Source organism: Dactylosporangium sp. NBC_01737 (assembly GCF_035963215.1).
Taxonomy (GTDB): Bacteria; Actinomycetota; Actinomycetes; order Mycobacteriales; family Micromonosporaceae; genus Dactylosporangium.
Window position 1 is genome coordinate 7,990,397 of the sequence record NZ_CP109153.1, and the last position, 25,331, is coordinate 8,015,727.

Annotated in this window: 23 protein-coding genes; 13 read left to right on the forward strand and 10 right to left on the reverse strand. The window is 70.9% G+C overall.

Going from position 1 to position 25,331, the window contains the following annotated elements; translation table 11 throughout:
- The first annotated feature begins 63 nt into the window (after positions 1-63).
- On the forward strand, positions 64-2,460 hold the full coding sequence (locus tag OHA72_RS36420) for a glycoside hydrolase family 65 protein (protein ID WP_327000593.1): 2,397 nt from the start codon (positions 64-66) through the stop codon (positions 2,458-2,460).
- Between the two features lie 158 nt (positions 2,461-2,618).
- Here OHA72_RS36420 and OHA72_RS36425 read toward each other — a convergent pair whose 3' ends face one another.
- Entirely contained in the window at positions 2,619-2,978 is a 360-nt protein-coding gene (locus OHA72_RS36425; RefSeq protein WP_327000594.1) for a hypothetical protein, read from the reverse strand.
- Between the two features lies 1 nt (position 2,979).
- Between OHA72_RS36425 and OHA72_RS36430 the strand changes: the two genes are divergently transcribed.
- The 12 genes from OHA72_RS36430 to OHA72_RS36485 all read left to right on the forward strand — a co-directional run bounded on the left by OHA72_RS36430 (position 2,980) and on the right by OHA72_RS36485 (position 17,029).
- Entirely contained in the window at positions 2,980-5,565 is a 2,586-nt protein-coding gene (locus OHA72_RS36430; RefSeq protein ID WP_327000595.1) for a heavy metal translocating P-type ATPase, read from the forward strand.
- Between the two features lie 511 nt (positions 5,566-6,076).
- Positions 6,077-8,425 carry a carbamoyltransferase HypF gene (hypF, locus tag OHA72_RS36435; protein WP_327000596.1) on the forward strand — a complete coding sequence of 783 codons (2,349 nt, stop codon included), beginning with the start codon at positions 6,077-6,079 and terminating at the stop codon, positions 8,423-8,425.
- A 62-nt stretch (positions 8,426-8,487) separates the two neighbouring features.
- A complete protein-coding gene (locus OHA72_RS36440; RefSeq protein ID WP_327000597.1) occupies positions 8,488-8,721 on the forward strand; it encodes a HypC/HybG/HupF family hydrogenase formation chaperone in 234 nt (77 codons plus the stop codon).
- A complete protein-coding gene (gene hypD / locus OHA72_RS36445; protein WP_327000598.1) occupies positions 8,718-9,857 on the forward strand; it encodes a hydrogenase formation protein HypD in 1,140 nt (379 codons plus the stop codon). The genes OHA72_RS36440 and hypD overlap by 4 nt, the downstream gene beginning before the upstream one ends.
- Positions 9,854-10,915, forward strand: a complete 1,062-nt coding sequence (gene hypE / locus OHA72_RS36450) for a hydrogenase expression/formation protein HypE (RefSeq protein ID WP_327000599.1) — start codon at positions 9,854-9,856, stop codon at positions 10,913-10,915. The genes hypD and hypE overlap by 4 nt, the downstream gene beginning before the upstream one ends.
- 67 nt (positions 10,916-10,982) lie before the next feature.
- On the forward strand, positions 10,983-12,140 hold the full coding sequence (locus OHA72_RS36455; RefSeq protein WP_327000600.1) for a 4Fe-4S dicluster domain-containing protein: 1,158 nt from the start codon (positions 10,983-10,985) through the stop codon (positions 12,138-12,140).
- Complete coding sequence (locus OHA72_RS36460) at positions 12,137-12,598, forward strand: cyclic nucleotide-binding domain-containing protein (RefSeq protein WP_327000601.1); 462 nt, start codon at positions 12,137-12,139, stop codon at positions 12,596-12,598. The genes OHA72_RS36455 and OHA72_RS36460 overlap by 4 nt, the downstream gene beginning before the upstream one ends.
- A complete protein-coding gene (locus OHA72_RS36465; protein WP_327000602.1) occupies positions 12,595-13,410 on the forward strand; it encodes an FAD/NAD(P)-binding protein in 816 nt (271 codons plus the stop codon). Before OHA72_RS36460 ends, OHA72_RS36465 begins: the two co-directional genes overlap by 4 nt.
- Complete coding sequence (locus OHA72_RS36470) at positions 13,410-14,198, forward strand: NADH-quinone oxidoreductase subunit B family protein (RefSeq protein ID WP_327000603.1); 789 nt, start codon at positions 13,410-13,412, stop codon at positions 14,196-14,198. The genes OHA72_RS36465 and OHA72_RS36470 overlap by 1 nt, the downstream gene beginning before the upstream one ends.
- The gene (locus tag OHA72_RS36475; RefSeq protein ID WP_327000604.1) at positions 14,195-15,496 is read left to right on the forward strand and encodes a Ni/Fe hydrogenase subunit alpha; all 1,302 of its coding nucleotides are present in this window, start codon (positions 14,195-14,197) and stop codon (positions 15,494-15,496) included. Before OHA72_RS36470 ends, OHA72_RS36475 begins: the two co-directional genes overlap by 4 nt.
- Positions 15,493-16,047 carry a hydrogenase maturation protease gene (locus OHA72_RS36480; RefSeq protein ID WP_327000605.1) on the forward strand — a complete coding sequence of 185 codons (555 nt, stop codon included), beginning with the start codon at positions 15,493-15,495 and terminating at the stop codon, positions 16,045-16,047. Before OHA72_RS36475 ends, OHA72_RS36480 begins: the two co-directional genes overlap by 4 nt.
- Before the next feature lie 391 nt (positions 16,048-16,438).
- A complete protein-coding gene (locus OHA72_RS36485) occupies positions 16,439-17,029 on the forward strand; it encodes a protein kinase domain-containing protein (RefSeq protein WP_327000606.1) in 591 nt (196 codons plus the stop codon).
- A gap of 91 nt (positions 17,030-17,120) precedes the next feature.
- Here the strand turns inward: OHA72_RS36485 and OHA72_RS36490 are convergent, their stop codons facing one another.
- The 9 genes from OHA72_RS36490 to OHA72_RS36530 are packed head-to-tail and all read right to left on the reverse strand — an operon-like array spanning position 17,121 to position 25,131.
- On the reverse strand, positions 17,121-18,188 hold the full coding sequence (locus tag OHA72_RS36490; protein WP_327000607.1) for an MSMEG_0565 family glycosyltransferase: 1,068 nt from the start codon (positions 18,186-18,188) through the stop codon (positions 17,121-17,123).
- Positions 18,185-19,009, reverse strand: a complete 825-nt coding sequence (locus OHA72_RS36495; RefSeq protein WP_327000608.1) for a carbon-nitrogen hydrolase family protein — start codon at positions 19,007-19,009, stop codon at positions 18,185-18,187. Before OHA72_RS36495 ends, OHA72_RS36490 begins: the two co-directional genes overlap by 4 nt.
- Positions 19,006-19,827, reverse strand: coding sequence for a carbon-nitrogen hydrolase family protein (locus OHA72_RS36500; protein ID WP_327000609.1), 822 nt, complete (start codon positions 19,825-19,827; stop codon positions 19,006-19,008). Before OHA72_RS36500 ends, OHA72_RS36495 begins: the two co-directional genes overlap by 4 nt.
- The gene (locus OHA72_RS36505) at positions 19,824-21,173 is read right to left on the reverse strand and encodes an MSMEG_0567/sll0787 family protein (protein ID WP_327000610.1); all 1,350 of its coding nucleotides are present in this window, start codon (positions 21,171-21,173) and stop codon (positions 19,824-19,826) included. The genes OHA72_RS36500 and OHA72_RS36505 overlap by 4 nt, the downstream gene beginning before the upstream one ends.
- Complete coding sequence (locus OHA72_RS36510) at positions 21,170-22,222, reverse strand: MSMEG_0568 family radical SAM protein (RefSeq protein ID WP_327000611.1); 1,053 nt, start codon at positions 22,220-22,222, stop codon at positions 21,170-21,172. Before OHA72_RS36510 ends, OHA72_RS36505 begins: the two co-directional genes overlap by 4 nt.
- Position 22,223: 1 nt before the next feature.
- Positions 22,224-22,736 (reverse strand): MSMEG_0572/Sll0783 family nitrogen starvation response protein, encoded by a 513-nt coding sequence (locus tag OHA72_RS36515; RefSeq protein WP_327000612.1) that lies wholly within the window; start codon positions 22,734-22,736, stop codon positions 22,224-22,226.
- A 9-nt stretch (positions 22,737-22,745) separates the two neighbouring features.
- The gene (locus tag OHA72_RS36520) at positions 22,746-23,546 is read right to left on the reverse strand and encodes an amidohydrolase family protein (protein WP_327000613.1); all 801 of its coding nucleotides are present in this window, start codon (positions 23,544-23,546) and stop codon (positions 22,746-22,748) included.
- Positions 23,543-24,856 (reverse strand): MSMEG_0569 family flavin-dependent oxidoreductase, encoded by a 1,314-nt coding sequence (locus OHA72_RS36525; protein WP_327000614.1) that lies wholly within the window; start codon positions 24,854-24,856, stop codon positions 23,543-23,545. Before OHA72_RS36525 ends, OHA72_RS36520 begins: the two co-directional genes overlap by 4 nt.
- Positions 24,853-25,131, reverse strand: coding sequence for an MSMEG_0570 family nitrogen starvation response protein (locus tag OHA72_RS36530; protein ID WP_327000615.1), 279 nt, complete (start codon positions 25,129-25,131; stop codon positions 24,853-24,855). The genes OHA72_RS36525 and OHA72_RS36530 overlap by 4 nt, the downstream gene beginning before the upstream one ends.
- Between the last annotated feature and the right edge of the window lie 200 nt (positions 25,132-25,331).

A 25,331-nucleotide genomic window follows, 5' to 3' on the forward strand; every position in this document is an offset into this window, starting at 1 on the left:
GCTGGCGGACCGCGGCAGGGACGGGGCGGCTGCTGGAAGATGGATCGCGGGGGTGCATGCACCGTGAACGCTTGGCGGTTGGCCTACGAGGGCTTCGATCCGGCGGTCGAAGGGCTGCGGGAGGCGTTGTGCACGTTGGGCAACGGATACATGGCCACCCGGGGCGCGGCGCCGGAGTCGACCGCCGGTGGGGTGCACTACCCGGGCACCTACGCGGCCGGCTGTTACAACCGCCTTTCGAACACCGTGGCGGGGGAGATCATCGAGAACGAGAGTCTGGTCAACCTGCCGAACTGGCTACCGCTGACGTTCCGCGCCGGGGACGGGCCGTGGCTGGGACAGGCCGGCGTCGAGTTGCTCGACCAGCGCCTGGAACTCGACCTGCGGCGCGGGGTGCTGACCCGGCGGCTGCGCGTGCGCGACGGCGCGGGACGCACCACTCGCGTGACGCAGCGGCGTTTCGTCCACATGCGTCACCCGCACCTGTGCGGGTTGCAGACCACGCTGGTGCCTGAGGACTGGTCGGGGACGCTGCGGGTCAGATCGGTGCTGGACGCCACGGTGGAGAACAGCGGGGTGGCGCGGTACCGGGGCCTGGCCGGCCGCCATTTCGCGCCGGTGTGCGCTGACCCGGTCGGCGAGGATGCCGTGCTGCTCGTCGTGGAGACCAATCAGTCACATGTTCGCATCGCACAGGCGGCTCGGACGAGGGTGATGCGTGGCGGTCGGCGGGTGGGCGTGGCACGTGAGCCGGTGGAGGAGGACGGGCGGGTCGGGCACGAGCTGGGCCTGGAGGTGCGGGCCGGGCACGCGATCACCATCGAGAAACTGGTCACGACCTTCACCTCGCGGGACGCCACCATCGCCGACCCGGCAGTCGAGGCGGTGCAGCAGCTGGGGTGGGTCGAGGATTTCGACCAGCTGCTTGCCGAACATGTACTGGCCTGGCGTCAACTGTGGCAACGGTTCCGGGTCTCGCTGCGTGGCCGCGGTGAGCGTGTGCTGCGCGTGGTGCGGCTGCACCTGTTTCACCTGTTGCAGACGGTGTCGGAGCACAGCGTCGACCTCGATGTCGGTGTACCGGCCCGCGGCCTGCACGGTGAGGCGTACCGCGGCCACGTGCTGTGGGACGAATTGTTCGTGTTCCCCATCCTCAACGTGCGCGTTCCGCTGCTGACCCGGGCACTGCTGTGCTACCGGTACCGGCGACTGCCCTGGGCGCGGCACGCCGCACGCGTGGCCGGCCACATCGGGGCTGGGTACCCCTGGCAGTCCGGGAGCGACGGGCGGGAGGAGACCCAGCATCTCCATCTGAATCCCATGTCGGGCCGATGGACCAGCGACCCTACCCACCGCCAGCGGCACATCGGGCTTGCCGTGGCGTACAACGTCTGGCAGTACTACCAGGTCACCGGCGATCGGGAGTTCGTCACGTATTACGGCGCCGAGATGCTGTTGGAGATCGCCCGCTTCTTCGCTGACCTGGCCGGCTACGACCACAACCGCGGACGGTACGTGGTCCCGGGCGTGATCGGCCCGGACGAGTTCCACACCGGCTACCCCGAGGCACCCGAGCAAGGCGTGGACAACAACGCGTACACCAATGTGATGACCGTCTGGGTGATGCTGCGGGCGCTGGAGGCGCTCAGCCTGCTACCCGACTGGCGCCGCGCCGAACTGACCGAGACCCTGGGGCTGCGCCCCGAAGAGCTACGGCGCTGGGAGGACATCTCGCATCGGATGTACGTGCCGATGCATGATGAGGGAATCATCAGCCAGTTCGAAGGCTACGAACGACTCGCCGAGTTCGACTGGGAGGCCTACCGGGCCCGCTACGCTGACGTCCGTCGCCTGGACCGCATCCTGGAGTCCGAGGGCGACAGCCCCAACCGATACAAGGTGTCCAAACAGGCCGACGTACTCATGCTGTTCTACCTGCTGTCGGCTGACGAACTCGGCGAACTGTTCGACCGGCTCGGTTACCGGCTCGAACCTGACACCATCCCGCGCAACATCGAGTACTACCTGGCCCGCACCTCCCACGGGTCAACCCTCAGCGCTGTCGTCCACGCCTGGCTCCTCGCCCGCAACCACCGGGAACAAGCGTTGGAGTACTTCATCCAAGCACTGGACGCCGACGTCGCCGACATCCAAGGCGGTACCACGCCGGAAGGGATCCACCTGGCCGCCATGGCGGGATCGGTCGACGTCCTGCAGCGCTGCTTCGGCGGCGTCGAGACCCGCGGCGACACCCTGCGGCTCAACCCGTACTGGCCACCGCAACTCGGCACGCTTGAGTTCGACCTGCGCTACCGCGAGCACCCGCTTACGTTGCGGATCACCGGCAAAGGCGTCCGGATATCCGCGGGCGCCGGCATGCAACGTCCGATCCGCCTGCACTGCCGCGACGAGACCGCGCTGCTCAGCGCAGGGGAGACGGTCGAGTTTCCCGTACCGTGACGGCACACCGTGTCAGCCGCCTCCAGTTCAGCCATCTGGCAGTGTGCCGTGGCCAGGACATCCTCCAGCCGTGGGATCCGGTGCCGCTTCAGCGTCCGGACCGCTGCCGGGCGCCGGAACTGTCTCCGATCGTCCGCGGCCAGCAGGCGGCTCGGTGGTCAATGGCTGGCCGTCGCTGGACGACGACGCCCTGCCTGCCGATCGTCCGCCGCAGCATCTGCCCGATTCGCCGAGCGCGGAGCAGACGTTCGGACTCTGGCCGGATTTGCCACGGCCGACCGGCCCGCGGCGCCGTCGCGCCGGTCGTAAGCAATGTTCGAACGTTGTGCGACGAGTGCCGCCGGCCGTTCCGCCTCAGGAACGATGCCGCGGTAGACGATGCAGCGCGGTGTGTATTCGCCGTGCACCATCTGGCTCAGCGTTCGTTCCATGCCCATGCACGTGTCCTCGACGTAGTCCAGCCCGAGCTCGTGCGCCAGTTGGCGGGCCTGCGGGTCCGGCAGGCGCAGCTGCAGCACGGTGCAGCCGGAGACGAACGCTTCATGGTCGAGTCCGTGGAAACCTCCTGGACCAGTTCCGTCTCAGCGCTATGCCTTTCAGCTTCCGCGCTACCAGCTTCGCTCTCCCACTCATCTCGCAGGCTTCCCGCACCGGAACCGTGGAAACCCGCCCTCTTGCCTGTGGGTCCCGGACAAGGACCTTCGGCACTGGGCGCTGTCGCGCGGAACGGAGATTGTTGACCGGAGGGAGGTGGGATCGGTGCCGGACAGCGTTGCGGCCGACCCGCGCGGTCGGCATGAGTCGCGTCTTGCGGGGCTGTGGGAAGCCCGGGAGGTCATCCTGTTCGCTGTGGTGACCCTGCTGCTCCTCGCCGGGGTGGCGGCCGCCGTCGCGGGCGCGCAGGAGTGGGCGTCGGCGGTGTGGGCCGGGACGACGCTGCTCGGGCTGGCGTATTCGACGGTCACCATCGCTGTGGCACTGCGCCGCCGCCAGCCGTCGGTGGACGTCATCGCGTGGCTGGCGCTGGCCGGTGCCCTGCTGGTCGGCGAGCCGCTCGCGGGCGCGGTAATCGCGGTGATGCTGTTCACGGGCGGTGTGCTGGAGGCCCGCGCGTCGGCTCGGGCCCGCCGGGAACTCAGCCGCTTGGCAGCCGGCGCGCCGCGGACCGCGCGCCGCGAGGGGCCGGACGGCGTGGACGAGATCCCCGTGGATCGGGTAGCGGTCGGTGACCGGCTGCTGGTCGGCGCCGGTGAACTCGTGCCGGTCGACGGGAGGCTGCTCGACGGCGGCGTCTTCGACGAATCGACGCTGTCGGGCGAGGCGGTGCCTGTCGAGCGCCGCGGCGGCGAAGACGTCCGTAGCGGTGTCGTCAACGCCGGCTCGGTGACGCGGATGCTGGCCACCCAGACCGCCGCCGAATCCACATACGCGGGCGTTGTCCGCCTCGTCGAGCAGGCCCGGGCGAGCAGCGCACCGTTCGTCCGCGTCGCCGACCGGTTCGCCCTCGTCTTCGTCCCGCTCACGCTGCTGGCGGCAGGACTGGCCTGGGCGATCTCGGGTCAGGCGGTTCGCGCCGTGGCCGTGCTCGTCGTGGCGACCCCCTGCCCGCTGCTGCTGGCCGCCCCGATCGCCATCATGTCGGGCCTGTCCCGGGCGGCCCGGCACGGCGTGATCATCAAGGGCGGCGCCGCCCTCGAACGGTTGGCCGCCGGACGCGTCCTGCTGTTCGACAAGACCGGCACCCTGACGCGCGGTCGACCCGTGCTGACCGGCATCGTCACCGCCCGCGACGTGCCGGCCGGCGAGGTGCTGCGGCTGTGCGCGTCGCTCGACCAGGTGTCGGCGCACGTGCTCGCGGCCTCCATCGTCACCGCCGCCCGTGACCGCCGGCTGGCGCTCTCACCGGCGTCCGGTGTCCACGAACGGCACGGCTACGGCGTCGAAGGAAAGGTGGACGGTCATCTGGTACGACTCGGCAAAGCGTCCTGGATCATCGACGGCCCCGCACCGGGCTGGGTACGCCGTGCGCGCCGCCGCGCCGCGCTGGACGGGTCGCTGACCGTTTTCGCGGCGGTGGACGGCCGGCCCGCCGGTGTGCTGCTGCTCACGGACCCGCTCCGGCCCGACGCGCCGCGCATGATGCGCACCCTGCGCGACGCCGGCATCGACCGTACGGTGCTGGTCACTGGTGATCGGGCCGACATTGCCGAGACCGTTGGGCGCATCGTCAGGGTCGACGCCGTGTACGCCGACCGCGACCCGGCCGACAAGCTCGCCATCGTCCGCACCGAGCAGGACGAGGCACCGACGATCATGGTCGGTGACGGGGTCAACGACGCCCCAGCGCTGGCCGCCGCCGGTGTGGGCGTGGCCCTGGCGGCGCGTGGCGTCACCGCCTCCGCCGAGGCCGCCGATGTCGTGCTCACCGCCGATCGCGTTGACGGCCTCGCCGACGCGATCCTCATCGCCCGCCGCAGCCGCCGTATCGCCCGCCGCGCCGCTGCGGTCGGTATGGCCTTGTCGCTGGCGGCGATGGTCCCGGCCGCGGCCGGGCTGCTGGCGCCGACCGCGGGCGCCATATTGCAGGAGGTGATCGACGTTGCCGCCATCGGCTTTGCGTTGACCGTCCTGCTGCCGGGGCGCACCCACACCGTCACCCTGCCGGCCGCCGACCTCGCCGCGGTCCAGCAGCTGTATGAGCAGCACACCGCCATCCGGCCACTCGTCGAACAGATCCGCGCCGTCGCCGACGGCCTCTCGGTCACCGAACCCGACCTCGGGCCCCTGCGCGGGCTGCTGGACCGTCTCGAAGCCGACCTGCTCCCGCACGAGTGGGCCGAGGAGGCCCAACTGCTGCCGATCGTCGCGCGTGCTCTCGGTGGTCCCGACCCGACCGGGGCGCTCAGCCGCACCCATGCCGAGATCGAGCACCAGATCCGCCGGCTGCGCCGCGCCGCGCAGGATGTCGGTGATCAGGCCGAGCCCGAGGACGTCACCGATCTGCGTGCCGGCCTGTACGGCCTGTACGCCATCATGCAGCTGCACAACGCCCAGGAAGAGGAGAACGCGTTCAGCCTCATGCCGCCGGCGACCATCGAAACCTGAGGCGCGTCCGCGAGGTCGCCGCCGGAAGTCAGCAGGTGCGGGCGGGGAGTGGCGGCCCCATGCGTGAGCGGTACGCCGGCGCGTCGGCCGCCTCCAGCTCTGCCAGTTGCAGCGTGCGGGCGGCGAGGGCGCTTCGGGGTACCGGACGCTCATCACGGTGGTCCACGGCACCGTGAGTTCCGCCGGCGGTACCCCGGCTGCCGCCTCGATCGTCTCCAGGCCGTCGAGCATCGTGGCACGCTCCCGCCAGCCGAGCGCCGTCCCGTCCGTGGCGGCCCAGTCGCGGGTGGTTGCGGCGTGGCGCTGCCGGAGGCGCTCGCGCTCGGCGGTGAGCAGGGTGAGTTTGCGGCGCAGCGCCGTGCTGCCGTTGACAACCCCTTCGCGGCGAGGACCAAGAGGGCAGGGTGAGCGCCGCGAAATGCCCCCGCACTTGGCGCGTTTCTGGACGAAACTTGAACCACGGTCCGGCTCAGGACCGGTGATCGGCCGTGACGCGGCGGGTGCTGAGGGTATGCAGGCGATCGAAGCGCGGGTGGCGCGCCGCATCGAGATCCACGGGACGGTGCAGGGCGTCGGTTTCCGGCCGTTCGCCTATCGGCTCGGCAGCAGCCTGGGCCTCGATGGATGGGTCCGCAACGACGGCGGTCTCGTGGTGGTCGAGGCGGCCGGCTCGGCCGAGGCGATGACCGCGCTCACGGTACGGCTGCGCACCGACGCTCCGGCCCGAGCTTGGGTGTCTGACGTGCGGGTCAGCGAACTGGACGGCCGCGTGCCGGCGCCCGGTACCGGCTTCCGGGTGGATCTTTCGGCAGGACGGCGCCCGGCGGGGACCGGGGCGGAGGTCCGCCGGATCCCGCCGGACCTCGCCACGTGCGACGCGTGCCTGGCGGAACTGTTCAACCCGAGCGACCGGCGGTACCGCTACGCCTTCCTCAACTGCACCGACTGCGGCCCGCGCGCGACGATCATCGATGCCCTCCCGTATGACCGGGTGTGCACGACGATGCGGCGCTTCGACATGTGCGCGGACTGCGCGGGGGAGTACACCGACCCGACCAATCGCCGCTTCCACGCCGAACCGATCGCCTGCCCGGTGTGCGGTCCCCGGCTGGCGTGGCACGCCCCGGGCCGCGGCCCCGCGGCCGACCGATACGGCGAAGACGCGCTCGGCGCGGCCGAGGCGCTCGTGTGTCGTGGCGGTGTTGTCGCGCTCAAGGGGCTGGGCGGCTACCAACTTGTCTGCGACGCGACCGACGAGACGGTTGTTGCGCGCTTGCGGGCCCGTAAGCACCGCCCGGCGAAACCATTCGCCGTCATGGTGGGCAGCCTGGCCGCGGCACGCCGGTTGGCGCATGTCTGCGAGGCGGAGGCAGCGCTGCTGACCTCGGTCGCCCGGCCGGTGGTCCTGCTCGCCCGACGACCGGAGCACCCGCTGGCGGATTCCGTGGCGCCGCGCGTGCCTCGGCTGGGGTTGTTCCTGCCCAACACGCCGATGCATCACCTGCTGCTCGCCGACCTCGCCCGCCCATTGGTGGTCACCAGCGGCAACGTGTCGGACGAGCCGATCGCGATCGACGACGCCGATGCTCGCGAGCGGCTGGCGGGGCTGGCCGACGGGTTCCTCAGCCACGACCGCGAGATCCGCTCCCGGTACGACGACTCGGTCACCCGCGTCGTCGCCGGGCGGTCGTCGGTCGTGCGGCGTGCCCGCGGCTACTCGCCCGAGCCCATCGATCTACCGGTGCCCGTGTCCGAGCCGCTGCTCGCCGTTGGCGGGCAGCTCAAGCACACGTTCACGTTGGCCCGTGACGGAACCGCGATCGTCGGACCTCACACCGGCGACCTGGAACAGCACGCCGCGATGGAGGCGTTCACGATGAACCTCGCGCGGCTGTCCCGTGTCGTGGGCGTCGAGCCCCGCGTCGTCGCCCACGACCTGCACCCCGGGTACCTGTCCACGCAGTACGCCGCGAGCCTGCCGATGGACCGCCGGGTCGGGGTGCAACATCACCACGCGCACGTCGCGTCGTGCGCCGCCGAGCACGGTGTCACCGGGCGGTACATCGGCGTCGCATACGACGGACTGGGTCTGGGCGACGACGGCACGCTGTGGGGCGGCGAGCTGCTCCTCGCAGACCTTGTCTCCTACCGGCGGGTGGCGCGGTTCGCTCGGGCTCCGCTGCCGGGTGGCGCCGCCGCTGTACGCCGACCGGCTCGTATGGCGCTGGGCTACCTGTTCGGCGGTGAGCTGGTCGACGAGGGCTCGCGCGAGACTGCCCTGCGGCTGGCCGAGCCGTTCCTGCGGCGGTTGCCGCCACGGGAGGTGTCCACCGTGCGGCGGATGGTCGAGCGCGGCGTCAACTGTCCCGTCGCGTCGAGCGCGGGTCGTCTGTTCGACGCTGCCGCCGCGCTGCTCGGCCTCTGCGACGACGCGACCTACGAGGGTGAGGCGGCGGTCGCGCTTGAAGCGGTCGCCGCCACCTGTCCGGGCGGGCGCGAGATCCCGTGGCGTGTGGTCACCCGCGGTGGCATGCTGGTATACGATCCTGGGCCCACGTTGCGGGCCCTGCTCGAAGAGCGCCGCGAAGGTGTCGACGCCGGGATCCTCGCCGCCCGCTTTCACGCGACGATCACCGCGGTCACCGTGGCCCTGTGTTCGGACGTTGCGGCGCGGCACGGCGTTCGAACCGTCTGCCTCTCCGGTGGGGTCATGCAGAACCAGCTCCTCGTGGAAGCCCTCGTCGGTGGCCTGTCCGGTGCTGGGCTGGAGCCGTTGGTCAACGAGCGGGTACCGGTCAACGACGGCGGGATCAGCTACGGCCAGGCGGCGGTCGCCGCCGCACGACTGCGGAGGGGGTGAGCCGGATGTGTCTCGGAGTGCCCGGCCGGATCGTGGTCACCAGTGACGCCGCCGGAATACTCATGGGAACGGTCGACTTCAGCGGCGTCGTACGTGAGGTCTGTCTCGCCTACGTTCCCGAGGCGTGCGTGGGCGACTACGTGATCGTGCATGTCGGTTTCGCCATCAGCCTCGTGGACGAGGTGGAGGCGTGGCGCACCCTGGATGTCCTGCGGGCGATGGGTGATGCGTTGGAGCAGGAGCTTTCCCCCGAGAGTGTGCTCGGGTCGGGGCCCGCGGAGAGGACAGCGCCGTGAAGTACGTCGACGAATACCGCGACCCGGCGCTCGCGCGGCGCCTGTTCGCCCAGATCGAGGCGGTGACCTCGAAGCCCTGGACACTCATGGAGGTGTGCGGCGGCCAGACCCACACCATCGTGCGGCAGGGCATCGATGAGCTCCTACCCGCCGGGGTGCGGATGATCCACGGGCCCGGCTGTCCCGTCTGTGTGACGCCGCTGGAGCTCATCGACAAGGCGCTCGCCATCGCCCAGCGCGACGACGTCATCTTCACCTCCTACGGCGACATGCTCCGCGTGCCGGGCACTGCCACCGATCTGTTGGCGCTGCGTGCCCGGGGCGCGGACGTGCGTGTGGTCTACTCCCCGCTCGACGCGGTCCGCATCGCCGCGGACAGCCCCGGCCGCGAGGTGGTCTTCTTCGCCGTGGGTTTCGAGACCACCGCGCCGGCCAACGCCATGGCGGTGCTGCGCGCCCACCAGCTCGGCCTGCCCAACTTCAGCATGCTGGTCAGCCACGTGCTGGTGCCGCCCGCGATGACGGCGATCCTCGACGCGCCGGACTGCGAAGTCCAGGCGTTCCTCGCCGCCGGCCACGTCTGTGCCGTCATGGGCTGGACGCAGTACGAGCCGATCGCCGAGCGCTACCACGTCCCGATCGTGGTGACCGGTTTCGAGCCGCTGGACCTCCTCGAGGGCATCCTGATGGCCGTCCGGCAGCTCGAGGAAGGCCGCGCGGCAGTGGAGAACCAGTACGCCCGTGCGGTGCGCCGCTCCGGCAACACCGAGGCGCAGGACGCCATCCGGCGGGTGTTCCGCATCGGTGACCGCGCCTGGCGCGGCATCGGCACCATCCCCGGCAGCGGGCTGATGCTCACCGAGGAGTTCTCCCGCTACGACGCCGAGCCGCGCTTCGCCGTGGCGGACCTGACCGCACGGGAACACCCAGCCTGCATCGCCGGGGACATCCTCAGAGGGACGCGCGTGCCGACCGACTGCACCGCATACGGGACGCTGTGCACCCCGCGTACCCCACTCGGCGCGCCCATGGTCTCCACCGAAGGCACCTGCGCCGCCTTCTACAACGCGGGACGACGCCCACAGCCGAGCGCACTGCGGCCACACTCCCCGGCGACCGCCACGGGGTCACGATGAGCGCCGCTGACCCTGTTCGCGGCACCTGCCCGACTCCGCTCACGGAGGCCGAGAAGGTGCTGCTCGGGCACGGCAGCGGGGGCCAGCTCTCCACGGAACTGCTGCGCGAGGTCGTGGTCCCGGCGCTCGGTGCCGCCGCCACCGAGACCGTGCCGGAGGACGCCGCCGTGGTGGACGTCGCCGGTGTCGACCTGGTGATCAGCACCGACGCGTTCGTGGTCAGCCCGCTGTTCTTCCCCGGCGGCGACATCGGCGTGCTCGCGGTGCACGGCACCGTCAACGACCTGGCGATGATGGGCGCGGAACCGTTGGCGATGGCCGTCGCGTACATCATCGAGGAGGGTTTCCCGGTCACGGATCTACGGCGGGTCACCGCCTCGATCGGCGCGGCCGCCGCGGCCGCCGAGGTGCGGATCGTCACCGGCGACACGAAGGTGGTCGGGCGCGGTGCGGCCGACGGTCTGTTCGTGACCACAACCGGAATCGGCCGCCGCCTGCCCGGCGTCCGGGTCTCGGCCGCGTTCGCCCGTCCCGGAGACGTCGTGCTGCTGTCCGGTCCGATCGGCGCGCACGGTACGACCATCCTGAGCACGCGCGAGGCCCTCGGGTTCGAGGCCGAGATCGCCTCCGACACCCGCCCGTTGCACTGGCTCGTCGCGAAGATGGTGGCCGACGCGAGCTACGGAATCCACACGATGCGGGACCCCACACGTGGTGGGGTGGCGTCGGCGCTGAACGAGATCGCCACGGCCTCCGGAGTCGGCATCGAGATCGACGAGACGGCAGTACCTGTACCAGCACCCGTCGCCGCCGCCTGCGAGCTGCTGGGCCTGGACCCGTTGCACGTCGCCAACGAAGGCTGTCTGGTGGCGATGGTCGCACCCGAATCCGCGGAGGCGCTGCTGGCCACGATGCGGTCGACGCCCGAAGGGCGCCGCGCGGTTCGACTGGGTGAGGTGGTGAGCGAGCATCCCGGGCGGGTGATCATGAACACGCTCATGGGCGGCAAGCGAGTCGTCGACATGCTCGTCGGCGAGCAACTGCCCCGCATCTGCTGAGCGGAGCGCCGTGCCGGCAACATCACACCGATCGTGGTCGGCGTCGACGGATCCAAGGAGGGACACGATGGTCACGGAACACGGGTCGCCGACCACGGACGCCGGCCGGGACGGACCTGTCGACGGTCCGGTCCTGCTGTCCGGACTCGACGACCTCTTCACTGCGCTCCATGCGGACGGCCGGACCATCATCGGTCCGGCGGTACGGGAGCACGCGATCGTGCTGACCGAACTCGGCAGCGCGTCGCAGTTGCCGTACGGCTGGCAGACCGAGGTCGAGGCAGGAACCTACCGGCTCCGGCGGGGCGACGACCGGCTCGCGTTCACACACACGTCCGGGCCGCAGTCGTGGAAGCAGGTGCTGCATCCGCCCCGCGACCTGCTGTGGTCGGCCGACCGGTCCGAGGAAGGCTTCCGGGTAACCGACCAGGCGGCGGAACCGCGGCGGTTGGCGCTGTTCGGCGTGCGGTCGTGCGACCTCCGCGCGATCGGCGTCCTCGACCATGTGCTCGGCGACGGCGGTCGCTACGCCGCACGCCGAGCCGAGATCCTGATCGTGGCGGTCAACTGCACCGAGCCGGGCGGCGCCTGCTTCTGCGTGTCGGCAGGCGGCGGTCCCGGCGCCGAGACCGGCTACGACATCGGGTTGACGGAACGCCCGGACGGGACGTACCTGGCCAGCAGCGGAACAGCCGAGGGCGAGGCGGTGCTCGCGCAGGTGCCCACGGCACCGGCATCCGCCGCGGACGTCACATCCGCGGCGGATGCGGTGGCGTCGGCGGCGACGCGGATGGGCCGGACGCTACCGGAGGTGGATCTGCGCACGTTGCTGGCCGGACATCGCGAGGACCGGCAGTGGGACGATGTGGCGGAGCGCTGTCTGACCTGCGGCAACTGCACGATGGTGTGTCCGACCTGCTTCTGCACCTCGGTCACGGACACCACGGACCTGACCGGCGACCACGCCGAGCGCTGGGAGACCTGGGAGTCCTGCTTCGACCTGGACTTCAGCTACCTGCACGGCGGACCGGTGCGCAACTCACGGGCCGGCCGCTACCGGCAATGGCTCACACACAAGTTCGGCACCTGGCACGACCAGTTCGGCGAATCCGGATGCGTGGGCTGCGGCCGGTGCATCGCCTGGTGCCCGGTCGGCATCGATGTCACCGCCGAACTCCATGCGCTCAACACCCACCCGCCCACGACCACCGAGGACCCGCGATGATCACAACGTACGACCTCCTCGTCGGGCACCCGTTCCTCGCCGGCCTGCCGCCGCGCCACCTCGAGCGCCTGTCGCATTGGGCCTGCCGCGCACCGTTCCACGCGGGCGCGCGGATCTTCGAGGAGAACGGCCGAGCCGACCGGTTCTGGCTGATCCGCGACGGCTACGTCAACCTCGACATCCGGGTGCCCGGGCGCGGCGACGTCATCGTCGAGACGCTCGGCCCAGGCACGGTGCTCGGGTGGTCCTGGCTCTTCCCGCCGTACCGCTGGCACTTCGGCGCGATCACCGTCGACCCGGTGCTCACCGTCGCGATCGACGGCGCCGGTACTCGCGCCTTGTGCGACGCCGAACCCGCCTTCGGCTACGAACTGACCAAGCGTTTCATGGCCGTCGTCGTGGAACGCATGCAGTCGACCAGGATCCGCCTGCTCGACCTGTACACGGTGCCGACATGACGACGATGACCCCGGCCCGCTACCGCGTGGTCGAACGGACGCTTGAGACCGCCGACACGGTCACGCTGGCTCTTGAGCCGGTCGACGAGCCCCTGCCGGTGTTCCGGCCCGGCCAGTTCGCGATGCTGTACACGTTCGGGGTGGGCGAAGTACCGATCTCTGTCTCCGGGCGGCACGGCGTGGGTGGTCTGCTGCACACGGTGCGGGCGGTTGGAGCGACAAGCGGTGCGCTGTCCCGCGCCGAGCCGGGGTGCCTGCTTGGAGTCCGTGGGCCGTTCGGCGCGGGTTGGGACCTGCCTGCGCCCGCTGGTGCCGATCTGGTGGTCGTCGCCGGCGGGCTCGGCCTGGCCCCGCTACGGCCGGTGGTGCACCACGCCGTCGAAGACCGGGACCGCTATCGCACCGCATCGGTGCTGATCGGTGCACGGACGCCGGAGGACCTGCTGTACCCCGACGAGTACGAGTCCTGGCGGTCAGCCGGAATCGACGTTTTCGTCATCGTCGACCGCGCCACCGTCGACTGGACCGGTCAGGTGGGCGTGGTGACCGCGTTGTTCGACCGCCTCCACAACCGCCCCGCCGACACGGTCGCCTACGTGTGCGGACCCGAGATCATGATGCGCTTCGCCGCGCGCGGCCTCACCGACCGGGGCGTACCGCCCAGGCGGGTGTGGCTTTCCCTGGAGCGCAACATGCACTGCGGCCTCGGCCACTGCGGGCACTGCCAACTCGGCCCCCTGCTGCTGTGCCGGGACGGCCCGGTCGTCGGCTACGACGTCGCCGGGCCGCTGCTGTTGACGAAGGAGCTGTGATGACGAAGCCGAAGCTCGCGGTCTGGAAGTTCGCGTCCTGCGACGGCTGCCAACTGACCCTGCTGGACTGCGAGGACGAACTGCTGCCGCTCGCCGAGCACGTCGAGATCGCGCACTTCCTGGAGGCCTCCAGCACGGTCGTGGAGGGACCCTACGACGTCTCACTCGTCGAGGGGTCCGTCACCACCCAGGCTGACGTCGAGCGCATCCACCACATCCGGGAACAGTCCGGGATGCTGGTGACCATCGGCGCATGCGCCAACGCCGGAGGTGTCCAGGCGCTGCGGAACTTCGCCGACGTCAAGGAGTTCCAATCGGTCGTCTACGCGAAACCGGAGTACGTGGCCACCCTGGAGCACTCGACGCCCATCTCGGCGCACGTGCGGGTGGATCTGGAACTGCCCGGCTGCCCGATCGACCGGCGCCAGCTCATCGGAGTCCTGACCGCCGTGCTCGCCGGCCGCCGCCCCGGCCTACCTGTTCACAGCGTCTGCCAGGAATGCAAGCTGCGCGGCACGACCTGCGTGACCGTGGCACAGGGAATCCCGTGTCTCGGCCCGGTCACCCGCGCCGGCTGCGGCGCGCTCTGTCCCGCGTACGGCCGCGGCTGCTACGGCTGCTTCGGTCCGATGGCGCAGCCGAACACCGCCGCGATGGTCGCCTCGCTGCGTCACCTCGGCATGTCCCCGCAGGACACGGCGCGGGTGTTCCGCACCTACCACGCCGCCAAGCCGGAGTTCGAGGCCGCCGCCGAGCAGGGGAAAGCCGGGCAGGGGGAAACCGAATGAGCCATCGCAACGACCGGGCGCTGCGCGTCGGTGCCCTCGCCCGCGTCGAGGGTGAGGGTGCCATGCACATCCGGATCGACGGAACGACGGTGACCGACGTGCGGCTGCAGATCTATGAACCGCCGAGGTTCTTCGAGGCGTTCCTGCGTGGCCGCGGCCACGTCGAGCCACCCGACATCACCGCCCGCATCTGCGGCATCTGCCCGGTGGCGTACCAGATGAGCGCTTGCCTGGCCATCGAGGACGCGTGCGGTGTACAGGTCAGCGAACCGATCGCCGAACTGCGCCGGCTGCTCTACTGCGGCGAGTGGGTCGCAAGCCACGCCCTGCACGTGTATCTGCTGCACGCACCAGACTTCCTCGGCTACCCCGGCGTCGTGGAGATGGCCCGCGACCACCGCGGCGCCGTCGAACGCGGACTCGCCCTGAAGAAGGCCGGCAACGCCATTCTCGAGCTCGTCGGCGGACGCGCGATTCATCCGATCAACGTGCGCGTCGGCGGTTTCTACCACGCGCCGTCCGCCGCCGAACTGCGCACCCTTGCCCGCGACACGCTGCGGCCGGCGCTCGACCATGCGCTCGCCACGGCCGAGTGGGTCGCCGGCTTCCCGTTCCCGGACTTCACGACCGACCACGAGTTGCTCGCCCTGGTCGACGCGGACCGATACCCCATCGACCGCGGCGAGCCGAGAACCTCGACCGGGCGGTCGTTTCCGGTACGTGACTTCGAACGGCACATTGTCGAGGCACAGGTGCCACACTCGACTGCCCTGCACGCGCAACTCGCGAACGCCGGAATGTATCTCACCGGTCCGCTCGCCCGGTATGCGCTCAATCACGCCGCGCTGTCCCCGCTCGCTCGTGAGGCGGCGAGCGCCGCCGGTCTCGGGGAGCGCTGCGGCAATCCGTTCCGCAGCATCGTGGTGCGCGCCGTGGAACTCGTCTACGCGCTCGACGAGGCGTTGCGGCTCATCGAGGCGTACCGGCCGCCGGAACCGTCATATGCGGAGGTTCCGGCGCAGGCGGGCAACGGGTACGGCGCCACGGAGGCGCCACGCGGTGCACTGTTCCACCGGTACACGCTGGACAGCGACGGAACCATCCGCAGCGCCCGGATCGTGCCACCTACCTCGCAGAACCAGCCGAGCATCGAGGACGACCTGCGTCGGTTTGTGCAGGACCGGTTGGACCTCGACGACGAAGGGCTCACCGCTCAGTGCGAGCAGGCGATCCGCAACTACGATCCGTGCATCTCATGCGCCACACACTTCCTCGACGTCACCGTCGAGCGCACATGAACCCGGCGGTCGTGGTCATCGGCGTCGGCAACCCGTACCGGCGCGACGACGGCGTCGGTCCAGCTGTCATCCAGCGGCTGCGCTCTGCCGGTCTGCCGGAGACAACCCTGGCTGAAAGCGACGGCGAGGCCTGCGCGCTCATCATGCTGTGGGAACGGCGACCCCTCGCCGTCCTCGTCGACGCGATACACGCACAGCCGGCGCACCCGGGCCGCATCCATCGACTGGTTGCGTCATGTCCAGCGCCCGAACGGGCCGGGACCACCAGTTCACACACCATCGACATGGGCGAAGCGGTGGCGTTGGCCCGCGAGCTCGACCGGCTCCCCGACCGGATGATCGTATACGGCATCGAGGTGGCCGACACCGACTTCGGCACCGGCCTGACGCCGGCCGTGGCGAGAGCCGCCGACCAGGCGGCCGAGGAGATCGCCGCCGAGGTGCGTGCGCACCTGTCACCCGAGCGGCGGTCTGCTGGAGCGGAGGGGGCATCGCTGCCGCCTGCCGGCAGCCCGTCATGGTGTGCTGACCCCGCGCAGCAGGTCCCGTAGGTATGAAACGACTTCGCATCCGCTGGGGGAACGCCGCGACGACATCCACCAAGCCTTCCCCACCCTCGCGACCTGCGTCATCACCTACCGACACGTCACCCGACTTCGTTAGGACCTCTCAGTACGATATGAGGTGGGTCCGACCACGCGTGGAGGTGTCGGATGGGGAACGGCAGAGTGCTGCCGGGCCGAGATCCACCCCGTCAGGGCGAAATACTGCACGAGAGCGAACGCACGCGTGTGACTCGGCTGTTCGTTGCTGGGCGCGCGGTCATCCGCAAGGAGCCGCTGGGACCGGACGCGCAGCGGCGGGTCCAGCACGAGTTGACAATCCTGGGGCGGCTGCGCGGTGTGGTGGGCGTCGCACCGGGACATCACTCCGGCGAACATCGTGATCTCCCGGGACGGCGCGCCCTGCCTGGTGGCCTTCACCTTGGCGACATCGTTCGCCGAGATGCGTCCCGAGTTCACGCACCACACCGAGATCGTCGGGACGTTGGCGCACCTGGCGCCGGAGCAGACCGGGCGCACCGGCCGGTCGGTGGATCAGCGTGCCGATCTGTACGCGCTGGGCGCGACGCTGTATGAGTTGGCGACGGGTGCGCCGCCGTTCGGTTCCGGGGACCCGTTGCGGCTCACCCATGATCATTTGGTCCGTGTGCCGGTACCGCCGGCGGAGGTGAACCGGGCCGTGCCGGGGCTGTTGTCCGAGATCGTCATGCATCTGCTGGAGAAGGAACCGGACAACCGGTACCAGACGGCGCAGGGCGTGGTCTACGGCCTGGAGCGGTTGCGGGATGCCGCCGCGCGCCCAGGAGCGGCTGCGCCGCGGGTCGGCGAGCGCGATGCTCCGCTGCGGCTGCTGCCCCCATCGCGGCTGGTGGGACGCGATGACGAGATGGCGGCGGGATCTGGAGTTCGACGCGGTCTACCAGGCGTTTCGCGGGTTGGGTCGGCTGTTGCTGGCCGAGCCGGAGGATGAGGTGGTCAAGCTCCGCGAACGGCGCGGGGCCGGGGACCAACATGCGCATGGAGCTCCCGCTCACCGTCGCGAACGGCGGCGTCACCTCCCGCTAGCGTGACCTCGGACCCTGCCGCAGCCCTTGGTAGAAGGCGACGTGGCGTTCGGCGGCTGCTCGCCAGGTGTGCGCGGCGGCGAGGGCTCGACCGGCCGCGGTCCGTTGTGGCGAGGGTTCTGCGATGGCCTCGCGGAGCGCCGCGGCGAGGCCGGTCGGGTCGGAGCCGTAGGTGACCGTGTCGCCGAAGACCTCCCGCAGCACGGGCAGATCGCGTACGACGACGGGCACGCCGGCGGCGAGGGCTTCCATGGCGGCGAGGCCGAATCCTTCCTTGGTTGAGGGGAAGGCGAACGCGGCGGAGCCGGCGACGAGGCCGGGCAGGGCGTCGTGGTCGACCGGGCCGAGCACGTCCGGGGTGACGCCGAGGGCGGTGGCGCGTTCCTGCCAGGCGGTGCGGTAGTCGCGATAGTCGAACAGGGTCTCACCGCCGGCGATCACGAGGTTGAGCCCGGGAAGGCCGGCGCGCAGTTGTGCGTATGCGTCGAGCAGGTCGATGGAGCCTTTGCGGGGCTCGATGCCGCCGACGGCGAGGATGTAGCGGCCGTGTCCGGTGGAGGGGACGGCGGTGGCGAACCGGTCGGCGTCGACGCCGTTGGGGATGACGGTGGGCAGGATCGCCCAGCCGTCGCGGACTTCGCGGGCGACGGCGGCGGAGACGCACAGGTGCGCGTACGGCCGGACGATGGCCTTTTCGTGGCAGGCGGCCAGTTCCGGGGTGGTGAACTGGTCGAGGTGGTGAATGGTGCGCACGCACCGGTCGACGGCGTTGGCGCTGATGCAGTCCTGGGCGTGGACGATGTCGTAGTCGCCGGGGGTGAAGGCGGCGCGCAGCACGTCGATGGAGCGCAGAATCCGCGGGCCGACACCTTCGTCCGGGACGTCGGGGAACGGCACGATGGCGAGCCGCACGCGCGGGTCGACCGCTCGGAAGAAGCCGCCGCCTCGGCCCAGGGTCCAGACCGTGACGTCCTGGCCCAGGTCGGCGAGCGCCTCGGCGAGGGAGAGGGTGTGCACGACGCCACCGCGGGGGCGGGTCGAGTAGGTGAGCAGGGCGATCTTCACCGGTACGTCTCGGGTCGCAGTTCGTCGAGGTGGGACAGCACGCGGCGGGCGGTGGCGATCTCGGCGGTCACGTCGAGCTCGGCGACGGCGAGGCCGGCCTTGCCCCAGGTCCGGGCGAGGATGTTGCCGGCGGGGCCGACGACTTTGGCCTGGCCGAGGAAGCGCATGCCGCCGACCGCGCCGGTCTGGTTGGAGGAGACGACGACGATCTGGTTCTCGGCGGCGCGCGCGCAGTCGTAGAGGTCGAACAGCCGTGACTGCCGGTCCTGGGACAGCTTGGACGCGGCGTTGGTGATGCTGGCGGGCCAGGCGGACAGGCAGGCGACGATCTGCGCGCCGTTCAGCGCGAGGGTGCGGGCCGATTCGGGGAAGGTCTTGTCGTAGTCGATGAGCATGCCGATGCGCCCGACCGGGGTGTCGAACGCGGCGAACTCGTTGCCGGGACGATAGGCGGTGGCCTCGGCGGCCGGCAGGTGCACTTTGCGGTGCCGGCCGAGCCGGCCGTCACCGTGCAGGCAGACCGCCGCGTTGTAGCGGTCTTCGCCGTCGGCCTCGCAGTAGCCGACGCAGACCACCATGTCGCCGGCGAGCGCGGCGACCCGGTCGAGGATCGGGTCGTCAGGCCTCAGCGCTGGAGGCAGCGCTTCCGGGTCGGGGTGGCGCAGGTCGGCGAGGTAGCCGCCGATCGCCGCGTCGGGAAGCACGAGCAGGGCGGCACCGGCGGCGCGCGCATCAGAGATGATCTTGCCGATCCGGCCGAGGCTGTGGTCGAGGTCGCGGCCGAAGTGCGCGGCCGCGGCGGCGATGCGGGTCAGGGTCACGATCCGTACGTGTCCGGGCGCCGGTCACGCAGGTGACCCATGGAGCGGCGCGCAGCTTCGAGGGCGGCAGCGACGTCCATGTCGGCGACCGCCATGCCGGGCGCGACTCCGGTGGTGGCCAGGATCTCGCCGCCGGGGTCGACGACTTTCGCGCTGCACACGAACCGCAGCGTACCGAACGTGCCGGATTGGTTGGCCGACAGCCAGGCGACCTGGTTCTCCAGGGCGCGGGCCCGGTCGAACAGGTCGAAGCGACGGGTCCACCGGTCCTCGGCGAGGTCGTCGGGGGCGTTGGTGCGGCTGCCCGGCCAGGCGGAGACGCAGACGATGATCTGCGCGCCGTCGAGGGCGAGCGCGCGGGCAGACTCGGGGAAGGCCTTGTCGTAGCAGATCAGCATGCCGATGCGGCCGACCGGAGTGTCGAAGGCGGTGAACGATTCGCCGGAGGCATAACTGGCACCCTCGCGCAGCGGCTGGTGGACTTTGCGGTGGTTGCCGAGGACGCGGCCGTCGCCGACGCAGACGACGCTGTTGTAGCGGCGCTCGCCGTCGGCCTCGCAGTAACCGGCGCAGACGATCATGTCGCCGGCGAGCTCGATCAGCCGGGCGATCTCCGGTCCGTCGACGTGCAGCGCGGGAGGCTGCTCGGCGGCGCCGTCGAGGTCTGCGAGATAGCCGCCGAGGCACGCCTCGGGCAGGGCGAGCAGTTGGACGCCGTCCGCCCGGGCGCCGACGATGATCTTTTCGATGCGTTCGAAGTCGCATTCGAGGTCGCGGTCGAAGGCCTCGGCGACCGCGGCCATCCGTAGCATGCTCATGCGGCTGTTCCCAGTTCTGTGACACCGGCCGGCACGGCTTCGGTGAGTTCTCCGTCCGGCCAGCGCAGCTGGACTCCGCTGCCGGTTGTCAGTTCGCCGCAGTCGGCGTTGACCGCGGGTGTCGGCGGGGTGGCCCGTGCGTCGGCGGTGAGCATGGCGAACCCGGGGAAGCAGGTGAGCCAGTCGCCGACGGTCGCCGAGGCGGGCCGGGGTACCCGGGCCACGTCGAGCACGGCGGCGCACCCGCTGGCCTCGGCGAGCATGCCGAGCGTGCCGACGATCCCCGCCATGGACACGTCCTTGGCGGCCGCCGGGCGGGCGGCGGCCACGTATCCGTGCAGCGCGCGCAGTTCCGCCGGGGTGCGGTGGCTGGTGGAGTCCCACTGCCTGCCGTGGTAGCCGGGCCGCCACCCGCCGGCCAGGTCGGCGGTGAGCCGGATGCCCTGTCCGGGCCGGCCACCGCCGCCCGGCACCGGGGCAGCGGTACGCCCGAGCGCGGTCGCCGACAGCGCCGCGGGCACACCGAGCTGGGTGTGCCCGCCGAGCACCGGCACGCCCCACGCGTCGGCGGCGCGGCGCAGTCCGCCCAGAATCCGGGCGGCGAACGCGGCGTCGCGGGCGCCGACGGCGTTGAGCAGGCCGACCGGGGCGGCGCCCATCGCCGCCAGGTCGTTCATGTTGACCAGGACCGCGCACCACCCGGCCCAGTCCGGGTCGCGTTCCACCATCGAGGGCAGGATCGCGTCGCAGGCGGCGATCAGGTCCGACCCTGGCACGGGCGCTCCGTCGTCGCCGACCCAGCCGGCCGGGGCCAGCCCGCCGACGAGGGCGCCGAGCGGCTGCTTGGTCGCGGTGACGAGCCGGACGATCCGGTCGATCGGCCAGCGCATCAGGACGTGCCGCCGGCCAGCGACGGTCACCGGCCGCACCGTGCGCCAGCCGAGCGCACGGAACATCCGCTCGTTTTGGACCTGAACGGTGGCGTCGAACCGCAGCGCCCCGGCGCTCTCCGCGTACGCGCAGGCCGCCCGGATCAGTGCGGGTCCGATGCCGCGGGCCCCGCGCACGGCCGGGTCCACGGCCAGCCGGCCGCCGGTCCACCAGCCGATGTCGTCGCCCGGCCCGGCGGGCCCGACCCGGACCCCGCCGAGCAGCTCACCGTGCGCACCGCGGGCCTGCAGGACCACGGTGCGCGGGTCGTCGTCGCGGTCGTCGCGGTCGGTGCGGGTGAACAGACGCTGCTCGTCGACGAATACCCGGGTGCGCAGGTCGTGGTAGGCGCTCGGATCGTCGGCCCGTTCGATGATCAGGCGGGAACCGAGCAGGGCGGGCACCAGGTCGCTCATCCGCCGGCCGCCTGCAGCACACCGCACGCCCCGCAGGCCGCGCAGCCGGCCTTCTGGTCGGCGCCTGACATCCCGGCCTCGCGCAGCAGCCGCGCCACTCGCTCGCTGACGTCACGTACCAGCGACGGCGCCGGTGCGGTGATCCCGTCTCGGCGGGCCAGCGTGCCGGCCATCGGCCGGAACGGCACCACGAACGGATACACGCCCCGATCGATGAGCGCAGCCGCCCCGGCGACCAGCTCGTCCGGATCCTCGCCGAGCCCGATGAGCAGATAGGTGGAGACCCGGTTACGGCCGAACACAGCGACCGCCCGATCCCAGGCATCCTCGTACTCGGCCATCGGCACCGAACCCTTGCCGGGCATCCAGCGGCGGCGGACCTCGTCATCGAGGGACTCGACATGGATGCCGATCGTGGCGGCGCCGGCGGTGTACAGGTCGTCGATGACCTGCAGGTCCCCGGGCGGTTCGATCTGTACCTGGATCGGCAGGCCGGGCACGGCTTCGAGCACGGCCTGGACGCTGCGCATCAGGTTGCGGGCGCCCCGGTCGGTGCCGGTGGTGGTGCCGGTGGTCATCACCATCTGCGTGATGCCGTCCAGCCGGACGGCGGCCTCGGCGACCTCGGCGAGCTGGGCCGGGGTCTTCGCGGCGACGGTGGCACCGGCGCGCAGGGACTCCTCGATGGTGCAGAACCGGCAGCGCTGGTCCTCGGCGTAGCGGATGCAGGTCTGCACGACGGTGGTGGCCAGGACGTCCTTGCCGTGCAGGCGCGCGATCTGTTCATAGCGCACACCGTCCGCGGTCACCAGGTCGTAGAACTTCGGGCGGCGCACGACATCGAGCGTCAGCCCGGTGTCGGTCTCGCCCAGCCAGACCCGGCCCTCCCGGACCGTGTACGGGCTCGCCGGATTCACCGGCAGCGCGGCGTTGCGACCGTCGATCAGCACGTGGCCGTCATCGCTGGGGCCGGCCCCGGCCGGGCGGCGCACGGGCATGGGCACCCGTACGCCGCGCACGGCCAGGTCGGCGTGGACGTCGATGCTCATCTCAGAACATGTACGTCGAGTTGATGATGGCGCCCTTGCGCGCGTAGTGGATCAGCGCGTCCTGCACGTCGAGCGGGTGCGTCGGGATGACGCCCTCGATCAGGTCCTCCTCGCGGGCACCGTGCAGCGACAGGCCGAAGCGGCAGCAGAACACCTTGCCGCCTTCGGCGATGAACGTCTTCAGCGAGTTGTTGATGTTGTGCTCGCCGGGGAACGCCGAGGTGCCGGTGGTCGGGAAGCCGCGGGTGGCCAGGGCGTTGAGCGAGCCGGGCCCGTAGAAGTAGATCGCCGACTCGAAGCCCTTACGCAGGGCGCGGGTGGCCTGCAGGATCGCCACGAAACTCACCGAGGACTCGTGGGCGATGCCGTGTACCAGGGTGAAGTACGACTCGCCGTTCTCGGCCTGATAGTCGGGGAAGACCTTGGTGGCGCCGTAGAGGCTGGAGCCCTCGGGCAGCGACGGGTGCGGGATCTCGGTGAGGCTCTTCTGCTCGAGTTCGGTCAGGTCGGACATGGGGGTCTCCTAGCTGTAGAGCTTGTCGAAACTGGCGTGGAAAACGGCATGGGACAGTTCGGAGCCGACGGCGACCGCACGCAGCCGGGCGTACTCCCCGGCGTGGTCGCCCCACGGTTCGTCGCTGGCGAACAGGACCCGGTCGTGGCCGATGCCGCGCCGGTCGATCTCGGTGGCGAGCCAGCGCGGGGCGAACCCGATGGCCCAGGACAAGTCGGTGTAGACCTGCTTGCCGGCGCTGATCCAGTCGAAGAACCGGCCGCCGATCAGCTTGATGTGGCCGCTCATCCCGCCGCCGAAGTGCACGAGGTGCACGCGGACGTGGTCGCCGTAGCGATCGACCAGGGTGGCGATCCGGTCGATGTCGGAGGCGGCGCCTGGGGAGGTGTGCACGTGGACGGTGAGGTCGTGTTCCCGGGCGGCGGCGAAGATGGTGTCCAGGCCGGGGTCTTCGATGCCGCCGCCGAGCAGGAAGCTGAGCTTGAGCGCGCGTACCCCCGGCTCGCCGGCCAGCCGCAACGCCTGCGCGGTGCGTTCGGTGTCCTCGGCCCTGGCCGAGACCCACAGCCCGGCCCGGATCCGGTCGTCGCGCTGGGCCGCCTCGACCACGAGGTCGTTGAAGCCGAACGCTACGGCGGGGTCGGGGACGCCGTAGTTGGGCAGGACGAGGGCGCGTTCGGTCCCTTCGGCGTCGAGGTCGGCGATCAGTTCCTCGATGGTGGCGCGGGCGGTGGTGTCCGGGTTGACCGGCGGGCCGCCGTAGAACGGGTAGGCGGGCAGGACGCCGAGGTGGCGGTGGGCGTCGTTCATGCCGCGATCCTCGGGGTGAACCAGTCCAGGGCCGGGAACGTCTCGGTTGCCGTGCCGGCCAACCAGCTCACGTCCTCGGTGACCCGCAACCGGCGGACCTCGGTGATCTTGTCGGCCAGGTGTGCCGCGTCGCGGGCGATGCCGGCGAACCGGCCCGATCCCCAGGTCCACTGCCAGGGCAGGCCGAGGAAGTAGAGGCCGGGGCAGCTGGTCGCGCCGCGTTCGTGGGTGGGGTAACCGCGCCCGTCGAAGACCGGTACCCGGATCCAGCGGTGGTCGCGGTGGAAGCCGGTGGCCCAGACCACCGCGGCCAGCCGGGCGGCGTCCAGGACGCGTTCGCCGGCCGGGGGGTGCCACACCGGCACGTAGCGATCCTCGGCGGGGGCGTCGATGCCGTTGGTGGTGATCCAGCGGTCGATGGCGTCCTTGATGCCCTCGGCGACCGCGTCGGCGTTGTCCAGGTTGGCGGCCAGGTCACCGGCGAAGTCGATGGTGGTCGCGGTGATCTCACGCAGCCGGCCGTACAGTTGCATGCCCTGCAGCGCGAAGGCCCGCAGATCGATGTCGCGGCCGCCGTCGCGGCCGGTCATGTAGTGGTTGGCGCGCAGCCTGACCTCGTCGGCGTCGGCGAACTCGTCGACGCCCCGGCTGTAGTGGCCCATCGCGTCGAGCCAGGCGAGGGTGTCCCGGCCGCGGTAGCGGCGCGCGGCGCGTGGAGCGCTGCCGACCGCGAGGTGCACGCGGCGGCCGGCCAGGTGCAGGTCCTCGGCGATCTGGCAGCCGGACTGGCCGGTGCCGACGACCAGCACGTCACCGTCGGGCAGCTGGTCCGGGCGCTGGTACTGCGAGGAGTGCAGCTGCACGATGCCGGCGGGCAGCCGTTCCGCGATCCGTGGGACCGCCGGCTCGTGGTAGGGGCCGGTCGCGACGACGACCTGGTCGGCGGTGTACGCGCCGGCGGTGGTCTCCAGCTTGAAGATCCCGGCAGGGGTGCGGGTCAGCCGGGTGACCGTGACACCCTCGCGCAGCGGGGGCGCGAAGGAGGCCGCGTACCGCTCCAGGTGGCCGACGACCTCGGCGCCGGACATGAACCCGTCCGGGTCGTCACCGGTGTACGGGAAACCGGGCAGGTCGACCTGCCAGTTCGGGGTGACCAGGCAGAAGGAGTCCCACCGCCGGTCGCGCCACTCGTGACCGGCGCGGGCACGTTCGAAGACGACGTGGTCCACGCCCCGCCGGCCCAGGTGCCAGCTCATCGCCAACCCGGCCTGGCCGCCCCCGACGACCACGACCGCGTGATGCGTGCTCATGCCTCGATCCCCTCCACGGTCACGTCGCCGTCGGGATACCGCGCGGCGTGCTGTTCCACCTGTGCGAGGGAGCGTGCGGCGTTGGCGCAGGGAAATCCGTAAGCGGCCTGTACCCGGTCACTCGCGATTCGCAACGCCTTCCGGCACTGCTGCAAGAATTCCTCGACCGCGTATTCCTGGCCTGCGGCGAAGTATTCTTCGACCACCGTGGAAGGCGAATAGATCCTCTGCTGCAACCCTTCCGGCCAGCGCACCACGACGTACCGTTCCGGCATCTGCGACGCCTCCTTGCCCAGGTCAGGCGATTGTTGCGAGGCCTAGTCAAGAAACTGGATGTTTCCGCACGGTTTCATCCGGAACAGCGTGGCGTTAGATAGTCTTCACTATATTATTCGATGTCGGCGGCATTTCGCACGCGTTTCCCTGGCTCACCCATGCATTACCGTTTGCCATTTCGCCGGCACGGTGGCTCGTT